This is a genomic window from Bradyrhizobium sp. SZCCHNR2028 (assembly GCF_032380995.1).
Taxonomy (GTDB): Bacteria; Pseudomonadota; Alphaproteobacteria; order Rhizobiales; family Xanthobacteraceae; genus Bradyrhizobium.
This window is the reverse complement of the sequence record NZ_JAUHJF010000003.1, coordinates 22,612-38,320: the sequence shown is the minus strand read 5'-3', so window position 1 is coordinate 38,320 and position 15,709 is coordinate 22,612. Positions and strand designations below refer to the sequence as shown.

At 65.9% G+C, this 15,709-nt stretch carries 13 protein-coding genes and 1 pseudogene; 8 read left to right on the top strand and 6 right to left on the bottom strand.

Annotated elements, in window-relative coordinates:
- The first annotated feature begins 57 nt into the window (after nucleotides 1-57).
- The 3 genes from QX121_RS06155 to QX121_RS06145 all read left to right on the top strand — a co-directional run bounded on the left by QX121_RS06155 (nucleotide 58) and on the right by QX121_RS06145 (nucleotide 1,207).
- The gene (locus tag QX121_RS06155; RefSeq protein WP_315811443.1) at nucleotides 58-459 is read left to right on the top strand and encodes a DUF2177 family protein; all 402 of its coding nucleotides are present in this window, start codon (nucleotides 58-60) and stop codon (nucleotides 457-459) included.
- Nucleotides 460-542: 83 nt separating this feature from the next.
- Nucleotides 543-827 carry a type II toxin-antitoxin system ParD family antitoxin gene (locus QX121_RS06150; protein ID WP_315811622.1) on the top strand — a complete coding sequence of 95 codons (285 nt, stop codon included), beginning with the start codon at nucleotides 543-545 and terminating at the stop codon, nucleotides 825-827.
- 29 nt (nucleotides 828-856) lie between these two features.
- Nucleotides 857-1,207, top strand: coding sequence for a type II toxin-antitoxin system RelE/ParE family toxin (locus tag QX121_RS06145; RefSeq protein ID WP_315811442.1), 351 nt, complete (start codon nucleotides 857-859; stop codon nucleotides 1,205-1,207).
- 18 nt (nucleotides 1,208-1,225) lie between these two features.
- On the opposite strand, the gene QX121_RS06140 is transcribed toward QX121_RS06145, so the two are convergent.
- Nucleotides 1,226-1,885 carry a peroxiredoxin gene (locus tag QX121_RS06140; protein ID WP_315811441.1) on the bottom strand — a complete coding sequence of 220 codons (660 nt, stop codon included), beginning with the start codon at nucleotides 1,883-1,885 and terminating at the stop codon, nucleotides 1,226-1,228.
- Nucleotides 1,886-2,248: 363 nt separating this feature from the next.
- Here QX121_RS06140 and QX121_RS06135 point away from each other — a divergent pair, with 363 nt between their 5' ends.
- Nucleotides 2,249-2,818, top strand: coding sequence for a hypothetical protein (locus QX121_RS06135; RefSeq protein ID WP_315811440.1), 570 nt, complete (start codon nucleotides 2,249-2,251; stop codon nucleotides 2,816-2,818).
- Nucleotides 2,819-3,077: 259 nt separating this feature from the next.
- On the opposite strand, the gene QX121_RS06130 is transcribed toward QX121_RS06135, so the two are convergent.
- Nucleotides 3,078-4,934, bottom strand: coding sequence for an alkaline phosphatase family protein (locus tag QX121_RS06130; RefSeq protein WP_315811439.1), 1,857 nt, complete (start codon nucleotides 4,932-4,934; stop codon nucleotides 3,078-3,080).
- Between the two features lie 204 nt (nucleotides 4,935-5,138).
- Here QX121_RS06130 and QX121_RS06125 point away from each other — a divergent pair, with 204 nt between their 5' ends.
- The gene (locus tag QX121_RS06125) at nucleotides 5,139-5,633 is read left to right on the top strand and encodes a ferritin-like domain-containing protein (protein WP_315737676.1); all 495 of its coding nucleotides are present in this window, start codon (nucleotides 5,139-5,141) and stop codon (nucleotides 5,631-5,633) included.
- Nucleotides 5,634-5,812: 179 nt separating this feature from the next.
- Here QX121_RS06125 and QX121_RS06120 read toward each other — a convergent pair whose 3' ends face one another.
- Nucleotides 5,813-6,520: a TetR/AcrR family transcriptional regulator gene (locus QX121_RS06120; RefSeq protein WP_315780942.1), complete on the bottom strand. Its 708-nt coding sequence runs from the start codon at nucleotides 6,518-6,520 to the stop codon at nucleotides 5,813-5,815.
- A gap of 45 nt (nucleotides 6,521-6,565) precedes the next feature.
- Here QX121_RS06120 and QX121_RS06115 point away from each other — a divergent pair, with 45 nt between their 5' ends.
- The gene (locus QX121_RS06115; protein WP_315811621.1) at nucleotides 6,566-7,690 is read left to right on the top strand and encodes an NAD(P)/FAD-dependent oxidoreductase; all 1,125 of its coding nucleotides are present in this window, start codon (nucleotides 6,566-6,568) and stop codon (nucleotides 7,688-7,690) included.
- Between the two features lie 46 nt (nucleotides 7,691-7,736).
- Here QX121_RS06115 and QX121_RS06110 read toward each other — a convergent pair whose 3' ends face one another.
- From QX121_RS06110 to QX121_RS06100, 3 genes and pseudogenes are all read right to left on the bottom strand, one after another.
- A complete protein-coding gene (locus tag QX121_RS06110) occupies nucleotides 7,737-8,987 on the bottom strand; it encodes an arsenic transporter (protein ID WP_315811438.1) in 1,251 nt (416 codons plus the stop codon).
- Between the two features lie 22 nt (nucleotides 8,988-9,009).
- Nucleotides 9,010-9,306 (bottom strand): annotated as a pseudogene (locus tag QX121_RS06105) (MFS transporter); the annotation flags it as partial.
- A 27-nt stretch (nucleotides 9,307-9,333) separates the two neighbouring features.
- Nucleotides 9,334-11,799 carry a PAS domain-containing protein gene (locus QX121_RS06100; protein WP_315811437.1) on the bottom strand — a complete coding sequence of 822 codons (2,466 nt, stop codon included), beginning with the start codon at nucleotides 11,797-11,799 and terminating at the stop codon, nucleotides 9,334-9,336.
- Nucleotides 11,800-12,025: 226 nt separating this feature from the next.
- On the opposite strand from QX121_RS06100, the gene QX121_RS06095 reads away from it, so the two are divergent.
- Nucleotides 12,026-13,153: a putative zinc-binding peptidase gene (locus tag QX121_RS06095; RefSeq protein ID WP_315811436.1), complete on the top strand. Its 1,128-nt coding sequence runs from the start codon at nucleotides 12,026-12,028 to the stop codon at nucleotides 13,151-13,153.
- Nucleotides 13,154-13,596: 443 nt separating this feature from the next.
- Complete coding sequence (locus tag QX121_RS06090) at nucleotides 13,597-15,612, top strand: acetyl/propionyl/methylcrotonyl-CoA carboxylase subunit alpha (RefSeq protein ID WP_315811435.1); 2,016 nt, start codon at nucleotides 13,597-13,599, stop codon at nucleotides 15,610-15,612.
- Nucleotides 15,613-15,709: the final 97 nt, after the last annotated feature.

Genomic DNA, 15,709 nt, shown 5'->3' with positions numbered 1-15,709 from the left:
CGGGGGCTGCCGTCGCTCCGCGTTATCGGCAGGTGAGCCACCAGGGAGGAGCCGCGCATGAGCCGGTACGCCGTTCTGTATTTTGCGACGCTGGCCGTGCTGCTCGGCTTCGACATCCCGTTCCTGAGCATCGTCGCCAGGGGCTTCTTCCAGTCGCAGGTCGGCGAGATGCTGGGCGAGATCCGCCCCGTGCCGGCGGTGCTGTTCTATCTGCTCTATGTCGTGGGCGTGCTGATCTTCGTCAGCGGGACGGCCGATGCGACATGGCGCTCGACCTTGCTCTACGGCGCGCTGTTCGGGCTGTTCTGCTACGCGACCTTCGAGCTGACGTCGCTGGCGATGCTCAAGCAGTGGACCTGGGCGGTGGTGGCGGTCGACATCGGCTGGGGCGTGTTCGTGACGGCGGTGTCGGCGACACTCGGGCTGCTGATCGCGGACTGGGTCACGCCGCGGGGCTAGCACGTTCCTGGGCCTGGAAGCCTGGCGACAGGAGCCGTCGCCCGTGGCATAGTGAGCCTATAACTCACGCAATGGGCTTTGCGATGCCGGTACGAAACGTCGTTCTGACGGACGATCAGGAAAAGATCATCCAAGGTCTGGTGGAGTCCGGCCGGTACCAGAACGCGACTGAGGTGCTGCGCGATGGGCTGCGTTTGATCGAGCAGCGCGAGGCCGAAGATGCTGCACGGCTGAACGGCCTGCGCGAGGCCGCGCAGGCCGGTTTTTCTGCGCTCGATCGCGGCGAGTTCAAGGAGTTCACCAGCATGGACGAGCTTCAAGCCTATCTCAACGGCCTCTCGGACAGGCTTATCAGCCGCGCCGATTGATCGTCGCGCCCGCACGGGAGCATCTGACGATGGAGGAGACGTGGAGAGTTCGTCTCAGTGCCGTCGCAGAGCTCGACTTCGCGAATATCCTGAAATGGACGGTAGAGAACTTCGGTCGCCGCCAGGCCGAAGTGTACCGGGACACGCTGCTGCGCGCGATCGGAGAACTGGCGTATGGTCCCGATGTTGCGGGATCCAGGGCTCGAGATGAGATCATGCACGGCGTTCGCACACTTCATGTCGCACGACACGGCCGCGCTGGGCGCCATCTGCTGCTCTACCGCGTGGGTGGCCGTGGGATCATCGAGATCGGCCGCATCCTGCATGACCGTATGGACCTGCCGCGGCATTCGCCCTTCCCATCCGAGAAGGGCGAATGAACTTGGCCGCTCGAGCACTCACTTCGGCTGCGGCACCACGCGCAGATAGGGCTTCGGCGCCTTCCAGCCGTTCGGATAGATCGTCTTGGCCTCGTCGTCGGACACCGAGCCGGCGATGATGACGTCCTCGCCCTGCTTCCAGTCGGCGGGGGTTGCGACGCGGTGCTTTGACGTGAGCTGCAGCGAGTCGATGACGCGTAGAATTTCCTGGAAGTTGCGGCCGGTGGTCATCGGGTAGACCAGGATCAGCTTGATCTTCTTGTCGGGTCCGATGATGAAGACGTTGCGGACGGTCTGATTGTCGGCCGGGGTGCGCTTGGACGGATCACCGGAGATCGCCGCCGGCAGCATGTCGTAGAGCTTGGAGACGTTGTAGTCGGTGTCGCCGATCATCGGATAGTTCGGCGCCGCGCCCTGCGTCTCGCGGATGTCCTCCGACCATTTGGCGTGGTTGTCCACCGGGTCGACCGACAGGCCCATCAGCTTGACACCGCGCTTGTCGAACTCCGGCTTCAGCCGCGCCAGCGCGCCGAGCTCGGTGGTGCACACCGGGGTGAAATCCTTCGGATGCGAGAACAAGAGGGCCCAGCTGTCGCCGATCCAGTCGTGGAATTTGATCTTGCCTTCGGTGGTGTCTGCCTCGAAGTCCGGGGCAGTGGAGCCGATCTGGAGAGCCATGGCAGTCCCTTTCAGTACAGGTGGCGGGAATAAATCTTCTAAACACTATAGGAAATGCCGCCGCGGAAGGGAACTGGCTGACGGAAAAGAGAAGATAATTGCTCCAAAGCTCACGCGGCCAACAACTTCTTTTGAGTTTCCGGGCTGCGGCGAAACATCCATGAGACGACCGGTTGCCCAGATTTGGCCATCTGTTGGTCGCAACACGCCGCCCCCTGACGCCCCCTGGCTTTGAACCGTGATCGAGGTCACTGCGGCAAATCGGCAACCGATACAAAAACCCACAGCACCGTTTCGAACCGTTAACCACTCGTTCAGACGCGGGCCGACAAGGTGGGTCAACACAGCAACTGAGAAGAGAACATGGCTACCTCTGCACCAAAAACCATCGGCATCGATGGTCTCGAACCGTCCTCCTGTGAGACCGCTGCTTTCGCGCTCGGCATCGTGCGCGACGGCGTGATCACCGGCGAGGGTCCGACCACCGCGGGACGCGTGCATTTCTCCCGCGTGCTCGATGCCGATGACGCCGCCTGGTGCGCGCGCATTCTGAGCGCTGCCGCGATCAACGACGTGCCCGTCAGCCGCGCCGAGGCCGAGGCCATGTTCGAGATCGACGCAGCCGCGACCGAGCGCAAGGACGATGGCCGGTTCGAGGATCTGCTCGCCAAGGCGGTGGCGCATCATGCCGCGGCCGCCTCCGGCCTGCCGGTGCCGCCGCGCAGCGTGGCGTTGTCGCCGGAGACGGCGATCGAGAGCTGGGCTCCGGTCAATGCGCGGGGCCTCCGCACCGATGCGCTGGAATGGGTCGCCAAGCAGATGCGCGGCAAGCGCCAGGGCAACCGTGCGCTGATGGCGATGGTCGCGACGCTGGTCGGCGTCACCGTGCTGCCGCTGGCACAACTGCCGTCGATGATCGACATCGGCATGTAAGCGCGTCGCGTTCATCCAAAGGCACGAGTTCGACGAGCGCGATGACCTCATCGCGCTCTTTTCTTTTTGACCGGCGGCGATCGCATGACGGCTCTTGATGGCGCCGCCCGGCCGGTGAATCAATCGGCGGTGCGACATGCGGGAACGGTCTCCCCGGGTATCGCTGCGCTCACCCGGGCTACGGCACCACGTCTAGTCGAAACAGAAATGCCCCACTTTCGCAGGGCACTCTGCTGATCGCGTAGAGGTGGCGGACTGACTACCTCGCCGCCGCCGTCTGCTTCGGCGCCTCGTCGTCGAGTCCCACGGTGCGGCCGGGGAAGCCGGCGGCGTCGAAATAGCGCTGGGTGCCGACGCGCTGTAGCTTCAGCACGGTGCGCAGTCCTCCGGCGGCCGGATCCGACTTGATGACGTCCGACGTCGCCTTCGGCGTGGTGCCGTTCGGCATCGCCTCGGTCATGATGCGGCCGATCAGTCTGCCCTTCGGAGCGACCTTGAGGTCGAGCAGCTTCGCCGCGGTGATGCCGACATCGGCATTGCTGACGGGCAGCGGATCGACGAAGCCCGCCTTGAAGTCGGGTCCGATGGCCGCCATGAAGCTGTAGGTGTCGCCGCGGCCGAACGAGCCGTGCATGCCCTGGCCCTGGCGCAGCACGGTGTCGGCGACCTCGACCTGGCAGTTGCTCGGCTGATCGCAGCCCGGCGCGACATAGGAGCGGAAGTTGACCACGATCGCCGGATGCGGCGTCACCGCCTTGCCCTGCAGGTTGATCCGCGACAGCGGCAGCGTGCCGGGAATCTCGCCGAGCTTGTCGTCGACGAAGATGCCGGAGACGTAGTCCTGCGCGAGCAGCGCCTTGACGGTGCGGCGGGCGAGCTTCCTGTCGTTGTTGGGCAGATAGATCAGGTCGGAGCCGCCATTGGTGGCGACGACGAGATCGGGCTTGGTTGGATCCTTGCCGAGCACGCCGTTGCCGGCCTTCGGGTGCTTGCCGTCGGGCACCGCCGCGTTCTTGTCGTTCGGATCGAACAGCGGCAGGTCGAGCGCCTTGGCGAGGTCGATCGCCAGGAAGCCCATCGGCAGGAAGTCCTTCGGCGTGTCGTCATAGCTGACCTTGGCCGATGGGCTGGTCTTGCTCTCCTTGGAGATGGTCGAGAAGCCGTGGTCGGCCTGAACCATGATGTTGGTCGAAGCGGCGAGCCCGAGATCGTCGAGCGCCTTGCGCAGCGCCGCCAGATTGTCGTCGGCATTCCTGATGCCGGCCATCGACGTCGGGCCATTGATGCCCGGCGTGATGGTGTTGAGACTGTCGCCGTGATTGTGCTGGCTGCCGTCCGGATCGCGCGACCAGAACACCAGAACGAACGGCTTGTTGCGGGCCTTGAACATCGGCAGCACCGCCTTGGTGGCGACGTCGACCATGTAGGCCTGCTGCGCGACGTTGGCCGAGGTCGTGCCCGGCGTCTTGGCGTCGCCCGCCTTTCCGTTGTCGCCGCGCGACGGCGTCGCCAGCGGCAGGCCGGCCTTGGTCATGGCATCCTTGACCTCGTCGGTGACAGGCACGCCGTTCTTATTGCCCGTGGAATCGTCGATCACGATCGAGGAGGTCGCGCCGGGCTTGCAAGGGCAGCCGGTGTGGTCGAACAGGTAGGTCGGGCCGACTTTGCCGATCGCGGCGGTCGAATAGCCGGCCTTGCGGGCGAGCTTCAGGATGGTGTCCTCGTTGAGGTAGTCGCCGTTGAAATGCTCGTCGATATCGCCGAGCACGGCGTCGTTCTCGATGAAGGGCACGACGGTGCCGCCGGCCGGCGCCGAGGTGTAGCCCGTGAAGATCGTGTTCGAGAACGTGCCGGTGTCGCCGAGATAGTGGCCGGTCGCCATGGCCGAGCCGTTGGCCATCGTGAAGGTCGGAAACAGCGAGTGCGAATTCTTGAAGTTGACGCCCTTGTCGCGGACGGCGGCCATGGCCGGGGCGGTCTCCGGCGTCACCTTAAGCGCACGCAGGCCGTCGGGAATGAACAGGATGAGGTTATGGGGGGTGGCGTTCTGCGCAAATGCGGCTCCGGACGACAGCAAGGTCAGTCCGGCGCACAGCAGCACGAGCGGGCGGCGCATTGAAAACTCCTGAAGGCAATCGGCGGAATCGCGGCGTCTCGCCGCAGGGAAGAGCTGTAGTTTTGCCGGGTGACAGTTTTGTTACAAGAGGCTCGGAGGCCGCCGACAGCGCTCCGGGCAGGATTTTCTTGCGGCGGGCTCGTCGGTGGCAGGAACTAGGGTATGGCTTTCTGGTTGTCGGCTCACAATCAACAGGAGCACACCATGCCTGCCGACAAAGACCTCAACGAGCTCTTCCTCGATACCCTCAAGGACATCTACTACGCCGAGAAGCAGATCCTGAAGACGCTGCCGAAAATGGCCAAGGCGGCGCAGTCGGAGAAGCTGGCGGCGGCGTTCGAGAAGCACCACGACGAGACCGAAGGCCAGATCGAGCGGCTCGAGCAGATCTTCGAGCTGATCGGCAAGCCCGCCCGCGGCAAGAAGTGCGATGCGATCGAGGGCATCATCGACGAGGGCAAGGAAATCATGGACGAGTACAAGGGGACACAGGCGCTCGACGCCGGCCTTCTTGCGGCAGCGCAGGCGGTCGAGCACTATGAGATGTCGCGCTATGGCACCCTGAAGGCCTGGGCGCTCAAGCTCAACCTGCCGAAGGCCGCCAAGCTGCTCGACCAGACGCTGAATGAAGAGCGGAAGACCGACGAGACGCTGACCAAGATCGCTGAGACTGCGGTCAACTACGAAGCCGCGGCCTGACCATCGGCCGATCGTGATCACAACGCCGCCAGCGTGCCACCAGCGCTGGCGGCGGCGTCACGAGTCGCACCTTCGGAGCCTGGTTGGAGCCTGCCAAGGCGCCGACCTCGATATTCTCCCGCCGGTTGCGCATCTCCTTGCGTTCGGAGGAGGCAGGTGGGCTGCAAGTCAGCCGCTGCCTATCGGATGGTCCCGATCCCGGCCAGGATGAGGTCGATGCCGGCAAGAAATTGCTCGCGGTCGTCGTGCTCGCGCAGCTCCGTCGCCACCCGATGCACGAACGGATACTCCGCGGGATCGAGCTGTGTCCACCGTGCGGCGACCGATCGGAGGAACGCCGCGCGGTCCGTCTCGCGCGGGAGGAGGCGGGCGTTCGCGGCATTCTGCCCGGCCACGCCAAGGATGTAGTTCAAGAGCGCGGACGCGGAATCGAACAGGGCGCTTTCGGGGACACCGAGCGTCTGGAGCCGTCCGCCGACGCTTTCGACGATCTGCAGCATCGCGGACCGCCACGGTTCACGGAAAAGCTGGGCACCCACCCAGGGGTGGGCGTCGATGGCGTCGAACACCCCGAGGGCAACGGCACGGATCGCCTGTCGCGGCTCTGCATCGCCCACGACGCCGGTCATGACACGGGCAATGACGTCATCGGTGGCCGCTGCGAGCAGATCGCTCTTGTTGGCGACGTGCCAGTAGATCGCCCCGCTGCCGGTCGCCAGGCGAGCTGCGAGCGCGCGGAAGGTCAGAGCGCTTTCGCCCTCGGTGTCGAGGATCTTGATCGCGGCCTCGACGATTCTCTCCTTCGAGAGCGCATCCGCGCGCCGTTCCGTCCGTTGTGTTCTGCTCGCCATGACCATCATCTTGACATGATTGGAACGTTGTTCCAATCAACTTTCATGGAACGACGTTCCAGTCAATTTGAAAGGCAGATGATGACGACACCCGTCACGATCGTCGGCGCGGGCCTCGGCGGCCTTACGCTCGCACGCGTCCTCCATGTCCACGGTATCCCGGCGACGATCTATGAGGCGGAGCCATCCGCCGAAACCCGGGCGCAAGGCGGCCAGCTCGATATTCACGAGCACGACGGGCAACGTGCCCTCGCAGACGCCGGCCTCATCGATGCGTTCCGTGCGATCATCCATGAGGGCGGCGCGGCGTCGCGCGTGCTTGACCGGCATGGCACGGTGCTGCTCGCGCAGCCCGATGACGGCCGACGCCCCGAGGTGCTGCGGGGTGATCTGCGGCGGATTCTTCTCGAGTCCCTGCCAGCTGAGACGATCCAGTGGGGCAAGAAGCTGACCGGCGTGGTGCCCCTTGGCGACCACAGGCACGAGCTGAGGTTCGCGGACGGGGCGAGCGTGGTCACGAGCCTGCTGGTCGGCGCCGACGGCGCCTGGTCGAAGGTCCGGCCCCTGCTGTCGGCCGCCAAGCCAGAATATGTCGGCACGACGTTCGTTGAGACCTACCTGCATGACGCCGACGAGCGGCACACCGCGGCGGCCGAAGCAGTCGGCGGCGGCGCATTGTTCGCGCTCGCTCCGGGACAGGGGATCTGCGCGCACCGTGAGGCAGGACAGGTTCTTCACGCCTACGTCGCGCTGAACCGCTCCGCCGAGTGGATCGCCGGCATCGACTTCATGGACGCTGCCGCCGCGACGGCCCGAATTGCGGCCGAGTTCGACGGATGGGCGCCTGCGCTCACCGCGCTGATCACCGACGGCGAAACCCCGCCGGTCCCGCGCATGATCCACACGCTTCCGAACGACCATCGGTGGGACCGTGTGCCTGGGGTGACGCTTCTTGGGGATGCCGCGCACCTGGCGCCGCCGGCCGGCGAGGGCGCGAACCTGGCGATGTTCGACGGCGCCGAGCTCGGCAAGGCGATCGCCGCCCACCCCGGCGACATCGAAGCGGCACTCACCGTCTACGAAGCGGCGCTATTCCCGCGCAGCTCGTCGGCGGCCGCAGGCGCGCATCAAATCCTCAAGCTGTGCCTCGGCGACAGCGCACCATTCGGGCTCGTCGACTTCTTCAACGGTGCCCTGGAAAGGTAGGGCGGGCTCCCGCCTTCGTCACCGTGCCACCGCCATCACATCGATGTCAGATCGCTGCGGCCAGCGCCGCCATCAGCGCCGGCGGCGTTGCTACGAGTCCGATCTTGAGAAACTGCCAGGCGGACACCTCGATTTTTTCGCGCCGCAGGGCGGTCAGCCACAGGATGGTGGCGAGCGAGCCGGTCACCGAGATGTTGGGGCCGAGATCGACGCCGATCAGAATTGCACGGATGACCTCATGCGGCAGGTGATCGCTGGCCGCCACCGAGCCGGCGACCAGTCCGACGGGAAGATTGTTGGCGATGTTGTCGGCCACCGCAGTGATCAGGCCGGCCGCCCAGGCCGTACCGACAGGCGAGCCGGCCACCCCCTGATGCAGCCAGGCGCTAAGCTGGCCGATCGCTCCGGCGCGATTCAGACCCTCGACCATCACGAACAGGCCGGCGACCAGTGGCAGCACGCCCCAGGACACACCTTTGATGGTTGGCCAAGGCGACTGCCGGCTGACGAGCAGGATTGCGGCCGCCGTGACCACGCCACAGACGAAGGTCGGCAGGCCCAGTTGGACGTCGAGCGCCGAGGCGGTCAGCAACACGGCGGCAATCGCCATGATTCCGACCGCGGCCAGCCGACCCTCGCGGCTCAGATGCGGCTTGTCGACATCGGTCCGCAGCGTCTCCTCACGGAGCGCGCGGCGCTGGGTCAGCCACAGCGCGACATAGGTCAGGGCGATCGCGGCCATCGAGGGCAAAGTGAACTGGCGCAGCCATTCGCTGAGATGCGGCATGCGTTCGCCGAACACGACCAGATTGGCCGGATTGGAGATTGGCAGCACGAAGCTCGCGGCATTGGCGATGAAGGCGCAGACGTAGAGATAGGGCAGCGGCGAAGCGCCGGCGGCGCGCGTGGCGGCATAGACGGCCGGCGTCAGCACGATCGCGGTGGCATCGTTGGAGAGCACCACGGTGACCAGGGTACCGACCGCATAGACCAACAGGAACAGGAGTTGCGGCGAGCCGCGCGCATGCTCCACGGCATAGGCCGCGAGATAGTCGAACAAGCCCTCGCGGCGGGCCAGCTCGGCAATCAGCATCATGCCGATCAGGAACAGATAGACGTCGACGCCCTTGCGGATGCCGGTGAGCGCATCAGCGACAGGCAGCAGGCCGAGCGCGACCAACAGGATCGCGCCGGCGACGGCCCACACGGCCTCGGGCAGCCGAAACGGGCGGATGATGACGCCGGCGGTGGCGGGAATGATGATGGCGTAAGCGAGCCAGGTATCTTGCAGGGACATGATCAGGGATCGATAGAGCAAATCATTCGGCGGGGATAGCGGGCGAGGACGCCGCATCCGGATGCGCGGCCTCCGGTCCACCGGTCTCGGGAAGCAGCCGCCAGCATACGATCACGGCGAGCGCGGCGGCCGCGCCGAGGGCCAGGAATGCGGCGCTGTAGCCGCCATGGACGACGACCAGGCCCGCCAGCGCGGTCGACAGCGCCGCGCCAATGCTCTGCGCTGTAATCACGGCGCCCTGAGCAATGTTGAAGCGGCCGGTGCCGCGCATCAGGTCCGCGACGATCACCGGCATGATCGCGCCGAAGATGCCGGCGCCGGGGCGCGCGAAGCGCGCACTACCTACTCAGCGCGGCAGCGGCGCCTTCTCGGCCATCGCCTTGCGCAGGATGCGCGACAGCGACTCCACCGAATAGGGCTTCTTGATCAGCTCGAAGCCGTGATGGGCGTTCTCCGCGAGCACGTGGCTGTAGCCGGATGTCAGCACCACCGGCAGGCCGGGATAGCGGTCGCGGATGATGCCGGCGAGCTCCAGGCCGTTGATGCCGGGCATGATGACGTCGGAGAACACGAGGTCGACCGCGAATTCGTCGTTCGCCAGGATTGCCAGTGCATCGGCGGCATTGGCGACGCGGCGCGTCACATAGCCGAGGTCCTCGAGCAGCTCGGTCGAGAACTGCCCCACCTCGTCATTGTCCTCGACCACGAGCACGCGGTAGCCGCGCCCGATGGTCGCCGGCTCGATGCGCGCGGAGCCGGCTTCCGTGCCGGATTGCGGTGCCGTGGCCTGCGGCAGGTAGATCGTGAAGGTCGCGCCGTGGCCGATGCGGCTGTCGACCGCGATGTCGCCTTCGGACTGCTTGGCGAAGCCGAACGCCTGGCTGAGGCCGAGACCCGTGCCCTTGCCGACCTCCTTGGTGGTGAAGAAGGGTTCGAAGATCGCGTTGAGATGTTGAGGCGCGATGCCGCCCCCGGTGTCGGCGACCGAAATCGCGATGAAGGCACCGGGCCGGGCGCCCTGGCCACGCAAGGCCGGGATGCTCTCGGTCCGCTGCACGCCGATTTTCAGATGTCCTTCACCATTCATGGCGTCGCGCGCATTGACCGCGAGATTGATCAACGCGGTCTGGAATTGCGCGACGTCGGCGAGGGTGAACAGTCCGCTGTTCGTGACCGCGAGCTCGATCTGGATGCGGCCGCCGACGAGAGGACGGATCAGCTGCACGACATTCTCGACCTGCTCGCCAACATTGAACACCTGCGGCGTCAAGGGTTGCCGCCGCGCGAAGGCCAGAAGTTGCGCGGTCAGCTTCGAGGCGCGCTCCACCGTCTCGGAGATCGCGTCGACATAGCGCCGGCGCCGCTCCTCGGGGAGATCGCGGCGGCGCAGGAAGTCGGTGGCCGAGCGGATGATGGTGAGCAGGTTGTTGAAATCGTGCGCGACGCCGCCGGTGAGCTGGCCGATCGCCTCCATCTTCTGCGACTGCCGCAACAGCTCCTCGCCCTGGATGCGTTCGGTGACGTCGACCGCCTCGGCGACCGCGCCGGTGACCACATCATGCTGGTCGAACAGAGGCCGCATCGAAAGCTCGAAATGTCGCTGGCCGCTGGCGAAATCGAGCCGCATCTCGGTCCGAAAGCTCTCGCCGGCGAGAACGCGGGCGAACGCCTTGCGCAGCATCTCGGTCACGCCCGGCGTATGGGTGAACCAGGGCGCATCCCAGAGCGGCTGGCCGATGACGTTCACTTCACCGGCGCGCATGCCGGCGACCGCGATGCGGTTGGCATGCAGCACGCGGCCCTCGACGTCGAGGATGGCCTGATACTGATTGCTGGTGTCGAAGATCGCGCGCATGCGCGCTTCATTGGCCTCGAGTTGGGCGGTGCGCTCCTTGATCCGCTCTTCGAGGGTCTCGTTGATGCGGCGCAGCTCGATCTCGGCCTGCTTGGCGGCCGTGACGTCGTGAGCGACGCCGATGAATCCGACATGTTTGCCGTTCGCGTCCCAGCGCGGCTGCGATTCCGAGCGCAGCCAGCGCCATTCGCCGTCGGCGCGGCGGTAGCGCGCCTCGAGGAAGAACGGCTTCAGCGAGCGCTCTCCCGACTGCTGCTGCTCCAGGATGCGCGGAAGGTCCTCGGGATGCAGCACCTTGCGCCAGTCGAAGGCCAGCGTCTCGTCATGGGGCAGGCCGAGGAAATCGACATAGGCGCGATTGACGAAGGAGCGGGTGCGGTCGAGCTTCGTCACCCAGATCGGCACCGGGGCGCTGTCGGCGATCAGCCGGAAGCGCTCCTCGCTCTCGCGCAGCTTGGCCTGAGCCAGCATCTGGTCGGTGACGTCGATATGCGCGCCGACCAGGCGGATGGCGCGGCCGTTCCAGTCGCGCTCGATGCGGGCGATGACGCGGACCCACCGGATCTCGCCATCGCTGGGACGGATGATGCGGTATTCGGTGGTGTAGTCCTCCTGCTTGCTCTTGACCGCGGCGATGAACTCCTGCTCGGCCTTGACGCGGTCGTCGGGATGGACGCGCCTGACCCAGTCTTCGTGAGTCTCGTGAACGGCTTCCGGCGGCAGGCCGTGAATGATCAGGTATTCGGGGGAGCGGCGGTTGCGGTAGCCTTCGCGCAGGTCGACCTCGACGCCGCCGACCCGGGCGATCCGCTGGATGCGCGCGAGCTCCGCCTCGCGTTCCTGCAGCGCGCGATAGGCCTCATCGCGATCGCGCGCAATCTCCTCGATATGCTGGCGCAGCGCGTCGGCGGCAGCCTCCGGCCTCACGTCGTCTCTGGGCGCATCCGCGCTGTTCATGCTGACCTGCACTGATGTGGCGAGCAGTCGCCCGAGAATTCCATCGCGGGTGTTCGGAAGCTTGGCGACATTGGGACCAAGGAAAGCAAACTGACCAGAGATTAAGGCGGGCAAACGCCGGCATGACGAGAACGTCGGGGCAGACAAAAAGTTCCGCGCTCCCGGAACGGACTGTTACTGTCGTGCGTCGTCAGGCCCTGAACACCGCAACACGTAGGTCCACGCCGTGAAGCTCTTCGTCTGTCAGGTCTGCACGAACATCCTGTACTTCGAGAATCGGAGCTGCGGGCGCTGTGGCCATCAGCTCGCCTTCATGCCGGAGCGCCAGATCCTGTCGGCGATCGAGCCGGCGGAGGAGGGCTTTCGGACGCTCGCCGACCACGGGACGGGGCGCTTCTTCTGCGCCAATGCCGAGCACGACGCCTGCAACTGGCTGCTCGAGACCGGCGAGACCGCAGGCTTCTGCCGCGCCTGCCGGCACAACGGCACCATTCCCAATCTGTCCGATCCCGCGCAGCTCGCGGGATGGCGCGAGCTGGAGGTGGCCAAGCACCGACTGTTCTACTCGCTGATCCGATGGAAGCTCCCTGTGAAGACACGGATCGAGGATCCTGAGCACGGGCTGATCTTCAACTTCCTCGCCGATGACCCCGCCGGCCAGCAGAAGGTCATGACGGGCCACGACAACGGCCTCGTCACCATCGCGCTGGCCGAGGCCGACGATTTCGAGCGCGAGCGACGGCGGCTCGAAATGGACGAGCCGTACCGGACCTTGCTCGGTCATTTCCGCCACGAGGTCGGGCACTATTTCTGGGACGTGCTGGTGCGCGATGCCGGCAGGCGCGAGGAATGCCGGGCCGTGTTCGGCGACGATACCCAGGACTACGGCGAGGCGCTGAGGCGGCATTACGATCAGGGGCCTCCGGTGGACTGGCAGGACAATTTCGTTTCGGCCTACGCCACCACGCATCCGTGGGAGGATTTTGCCGAGACCTGGGCGCACTACCTCCACATCGTCGACACGCTGGAGATGGCCTCCGAGTTCGGCATCGAGATCGATCCGCCCGCCGACCAGATCGGCGGGCTGACGGCGCGCGTCACCTTCGATCCGTATGTCGCGGAGGACTTCGACACCATCGTCAACGCCTGGCTGCCATTCACCTTCGCCATGAACAGCGTCGCACGGGCGATGGGCGCGCGCGATCTCTATCCATTCATCCTGACGCCGCCGGTCATCGGCAAGCTCGGCTTCGTCCACCATCTGGTGCGGCAGGGCGCACAGCAAAAGTCTGTCGCTCTGGCTCCCGAAAAGCCACAGGCCGAGCCGCAGCAGGAAGAGATCGGGGCGGCGTGATCCGCCTTGACTCCTTCGAACATAAAGTGAACATGGCGGCGTGACCGGAGCGAGGACCGTCATCGCGCATGCCCAGATCGCAATCCAAGACCGATGCCGCGGACACCGAAGACCTCGCGCTGGACGCCGCCGTAGACTAGGCCATTGCTGCCTGCGGGGGCGATCCGCGGGCGGCCATTCGTGCCCTGATCGTTGCGAACGATTTTCTCGAGACCGAGGTCGGCGAACTGATGAAGGCGGTGTCGCACGCCTATGCCCGCGGACGTTTCCACAGCTATTCCGGCTGACGGCAAGGGACGCAGCTGGCATGCCTCGCCGGACGGCAACGTCGGAACGAGAGGCGGGTTGCGCGCGGGCGATTTTGGTATAGACGAACCGGTCAAGCTCGCGGTGTTACGCCTGTGCCACGAGCGGGGAGCCCGCCCAAAGGTATCAAGCAAGAAATGTTCAAAACCATTCTGATCGCGAACCGCGGCGAGATCGCCTGCCGGGTCATCAAGACCGCCCGCCGCATGGGAATCCGGACCGTTGCGGTCTATTCGGAAGCCGACCGCGATGCGCTTCATGTCGAGATGGCCGATGATGCCGTGCTGATCGGCCCGCCCGCCGCCGCCGAGAGCTATCTCCTGATCGACCGCATCGTCGAGGCCTGCCGCAAGACCGGCGCCGAGGCGGTGCATCCGGGCTACGGCTTCCTGTCCGAGCGCGAGGCGTTTCCGCGGGCGCTGGCCGAGGCTGGCATCGTCTTCATCGGCCCCAACCCCGGCGCCATCGCCGCGATGGGCGACAAGATCGAATCGAAGAAGGCGGCCGCCAAGGCCAAGGTCTCGACCGTGCCAGGCTTCCTCGGCGTCATCGAGGACGACAAGCATGCCGTGCGCATCGCCGACGAGATCGGCTATCCCGTCATGATCAAGGCCTCCGCCGGCGGCGGCGGCAAGGGCATGCGCATCGCGCATTCGACCGCCGAGGTGGCCGAGGGCTTCAACCTCGCCAAGGCCGAGGCCAAGGCCTCGTTCGGCGACGACCGCGTCTTCATCGAGAAGTTCATCGTCGATCCCCGCCACATCGAGATCCAGGTGCTCGGTGACAAGCATGGCAACGTGATCTATCTCGGCGAGCGCGAGTGCTCGATCCAGCGCCGCAATCAGAAGGTCATCGAGGAGGCGCCGTCGCCGCTGCTCGACGAGGAGACGCGGCGCAAGATGGGCGAGCAGGCGGTCGCGCTCGCCAAGGCCGTGAACTACGACTCCGCCGGCACCGTGGAGTTCGTCGCCGGCCAGGACAAGAGCTTCTACTTCCTGGAGATGAACACCCGCCTGCAGGTCGAGCATCCCGTCACCGAGCTCGTCACCGGCATCGATCTCGTCGAGCAGATGATCCGCGTCGCTGCCGGCGAGAAGCTCGCGCTTGCGCAGAAGGACGTCGCGCTGACCGGCTGGGCGGTGGAGTCGCGCGTCTATGCGGAAGATCCGTTCCGCAGCTTCCTGCCGTCGATCGGCCGCCTCGTGAAGTATCGCCCGCCGGCCGAGAGCAAGGCGGACGGCGTCACCGTGCGCAACGACACCGGCGTGCAGGAGGGCGGCGAGATCTCGATCTACTACGATCCGATGATCGCCAAGCTGGTCACCCATGCGCCGTCGCGGGCTGCCGCGATCGAGGCGCAGTCGACCGCGCTCGACGCGTTCTATGTCGACGGCATCCGCCACAACATCCCGTTCCTGTCGGCGCTGATGAACCATCCGCGCTGGCGCGAGGGAAGGCTGTCGACCGGCTTCATCGCCGAGGAGTTTCCCAAGGGCTTCGCCGCGCGTGCGCCGGAAGGCGAGATCGCGCGCCGGCTGGCGGCGGTGGGCGCCGCGATCGACCACGTGCTCGGCGAGCGCAAGCGGCAGATCTCGCAGCAGATGATCGGCCGGCCCGTGAAGCGGCAGGGCCGCCGCGCGGTGTGGCTCGGACGCGACGAGATCCTGCTCGACATCACCAGGGAGAACGGCGCGATCACGGTTCGCTTCGTCGGGGCCGACGGCAAGGTCGGCCCGGCGCATCAGTTGGTGTCGGACTGGAAACCGGGCGATGCGGTCTGGCACGGCACCATCGATGGCGCGGCCATCGCAGTGCAGACGCGCCTCATTGCGAACGGTGTGCGGCTTGCGCATCAGGGCGTCGAAGCGCCAGTCTACGTCTACACGGAAGCCGAGGCGACCGCGGCGCGGCTGATGCCGGTCGTCACCGCCGGCGACAGCGGCAAGAAGCTGTTGTGCCCGATGCCCGGCCTCGTGGTCTCGATCGCCGTGACCGAAGGGCAGGAGGTCAAGGCCGGCGAGACGCTCGCCGTGGTCGAAGCCATGAAGATGCAGAACGTGCTGCGCGCCGAGCAGGACGGTACGGTGAAGAAGATCCACGCGACAGCCGGCGCTACGCTCGCGGTGGACGCGCTGATCCTGGAGTTTGCGTAAGCAGCAGTCATCGTCATCGCGAGCGCAGCGACGCAATCCAGAGTTCGACAGATAGCTCTGGATTGCTTCGTCGCTGCGCTCCTCGCAATGACGGGAG

What these genes read in the sequence shown, in the direction of transcription:
- QX121_RS06140 (WP_315811441.1), bottom strand. Translation starts at nt 1,885, where the DNA reads ATGGCTCTCCAGATCGGCTCCACTGCCCCGGACTTCGAGGCAGACACC.
- QX121_RS06100 (WP_315811437.1), bottom strand. Translation starts at nt 11,799, where the DNA reads ATGAACAGCGCGGATGCGCCCAGAGACGACGTGAGGCCGGAGGCTGCC.
- QX121_RS06130 (WP_315811439.1), bottom strand. Translation starts at nt 4,934, where the DNA reads ATGCGCCGCCCGCTCGTGCTGCTGTGCGCCGGACTGACCTTGCTGTCG.
- QX121_RS06150 (WP_315811622.1), top strand. Translation starts at nt 543, where the DNA reads ATGCCGGTACGAAACGTCGTTCTGACGGACGATCAGGAAAAGATCATC.
- QX121_RS06145 (WP_315811442.1), top strand. Translation starts at nt 857, where the DNA reads ATGGAGGAGACGTGGAGAGTTCGTCTCAGTGCCGTCGCAGAGCTCGAC.
- QX121_RS06115 (WP_315811621.1), top strand. Translation starts at nt 6,566, where the DNA reads ATGACGACACCCGTCACGATCGTCGGCGCGGGCCTCGGCGGCCTTACG.
- QX121_RS06155 (WP_315811443.1), top strand. Translation starts at nt 58, where the DNA reads ATGAGCCGGTACGCCGTTCTGTATTTTGCGACGCTGGCCGTGCTGCTC.
- QX121_RS06125 (WP_315737676.1), top strand. Translation starts at nt 5,139, where the DNA reads ATGCCTGCCGACAAAGACCTCAACGAGCTCTTCCTCGATACCCTCAAG.
- QX121_RS06135 (WP_315811440.1), top strand. Translation starts at nt 2,249, where the DNA reads ATGGCTACCTCTGCACCAAAAACCATCGGCATCGATGGTCTCGAACCG.
- QX121_RS06110 (WP_315811438.1), bottom strand. Translation starts at nt 8,987, where the DNA reads ATGTCCCTGCAAGATACCTGGCTCGCTTACGCCATCATCATTCCCGCC.
- QX121_RS06090 (WP_315811435.1), top strand. Translation starts at nt 13,597, where the DNA reads ATGTTCAAAACCATTCTGATCGCGAACCGCGGCGAGATCGCCTGCCGG.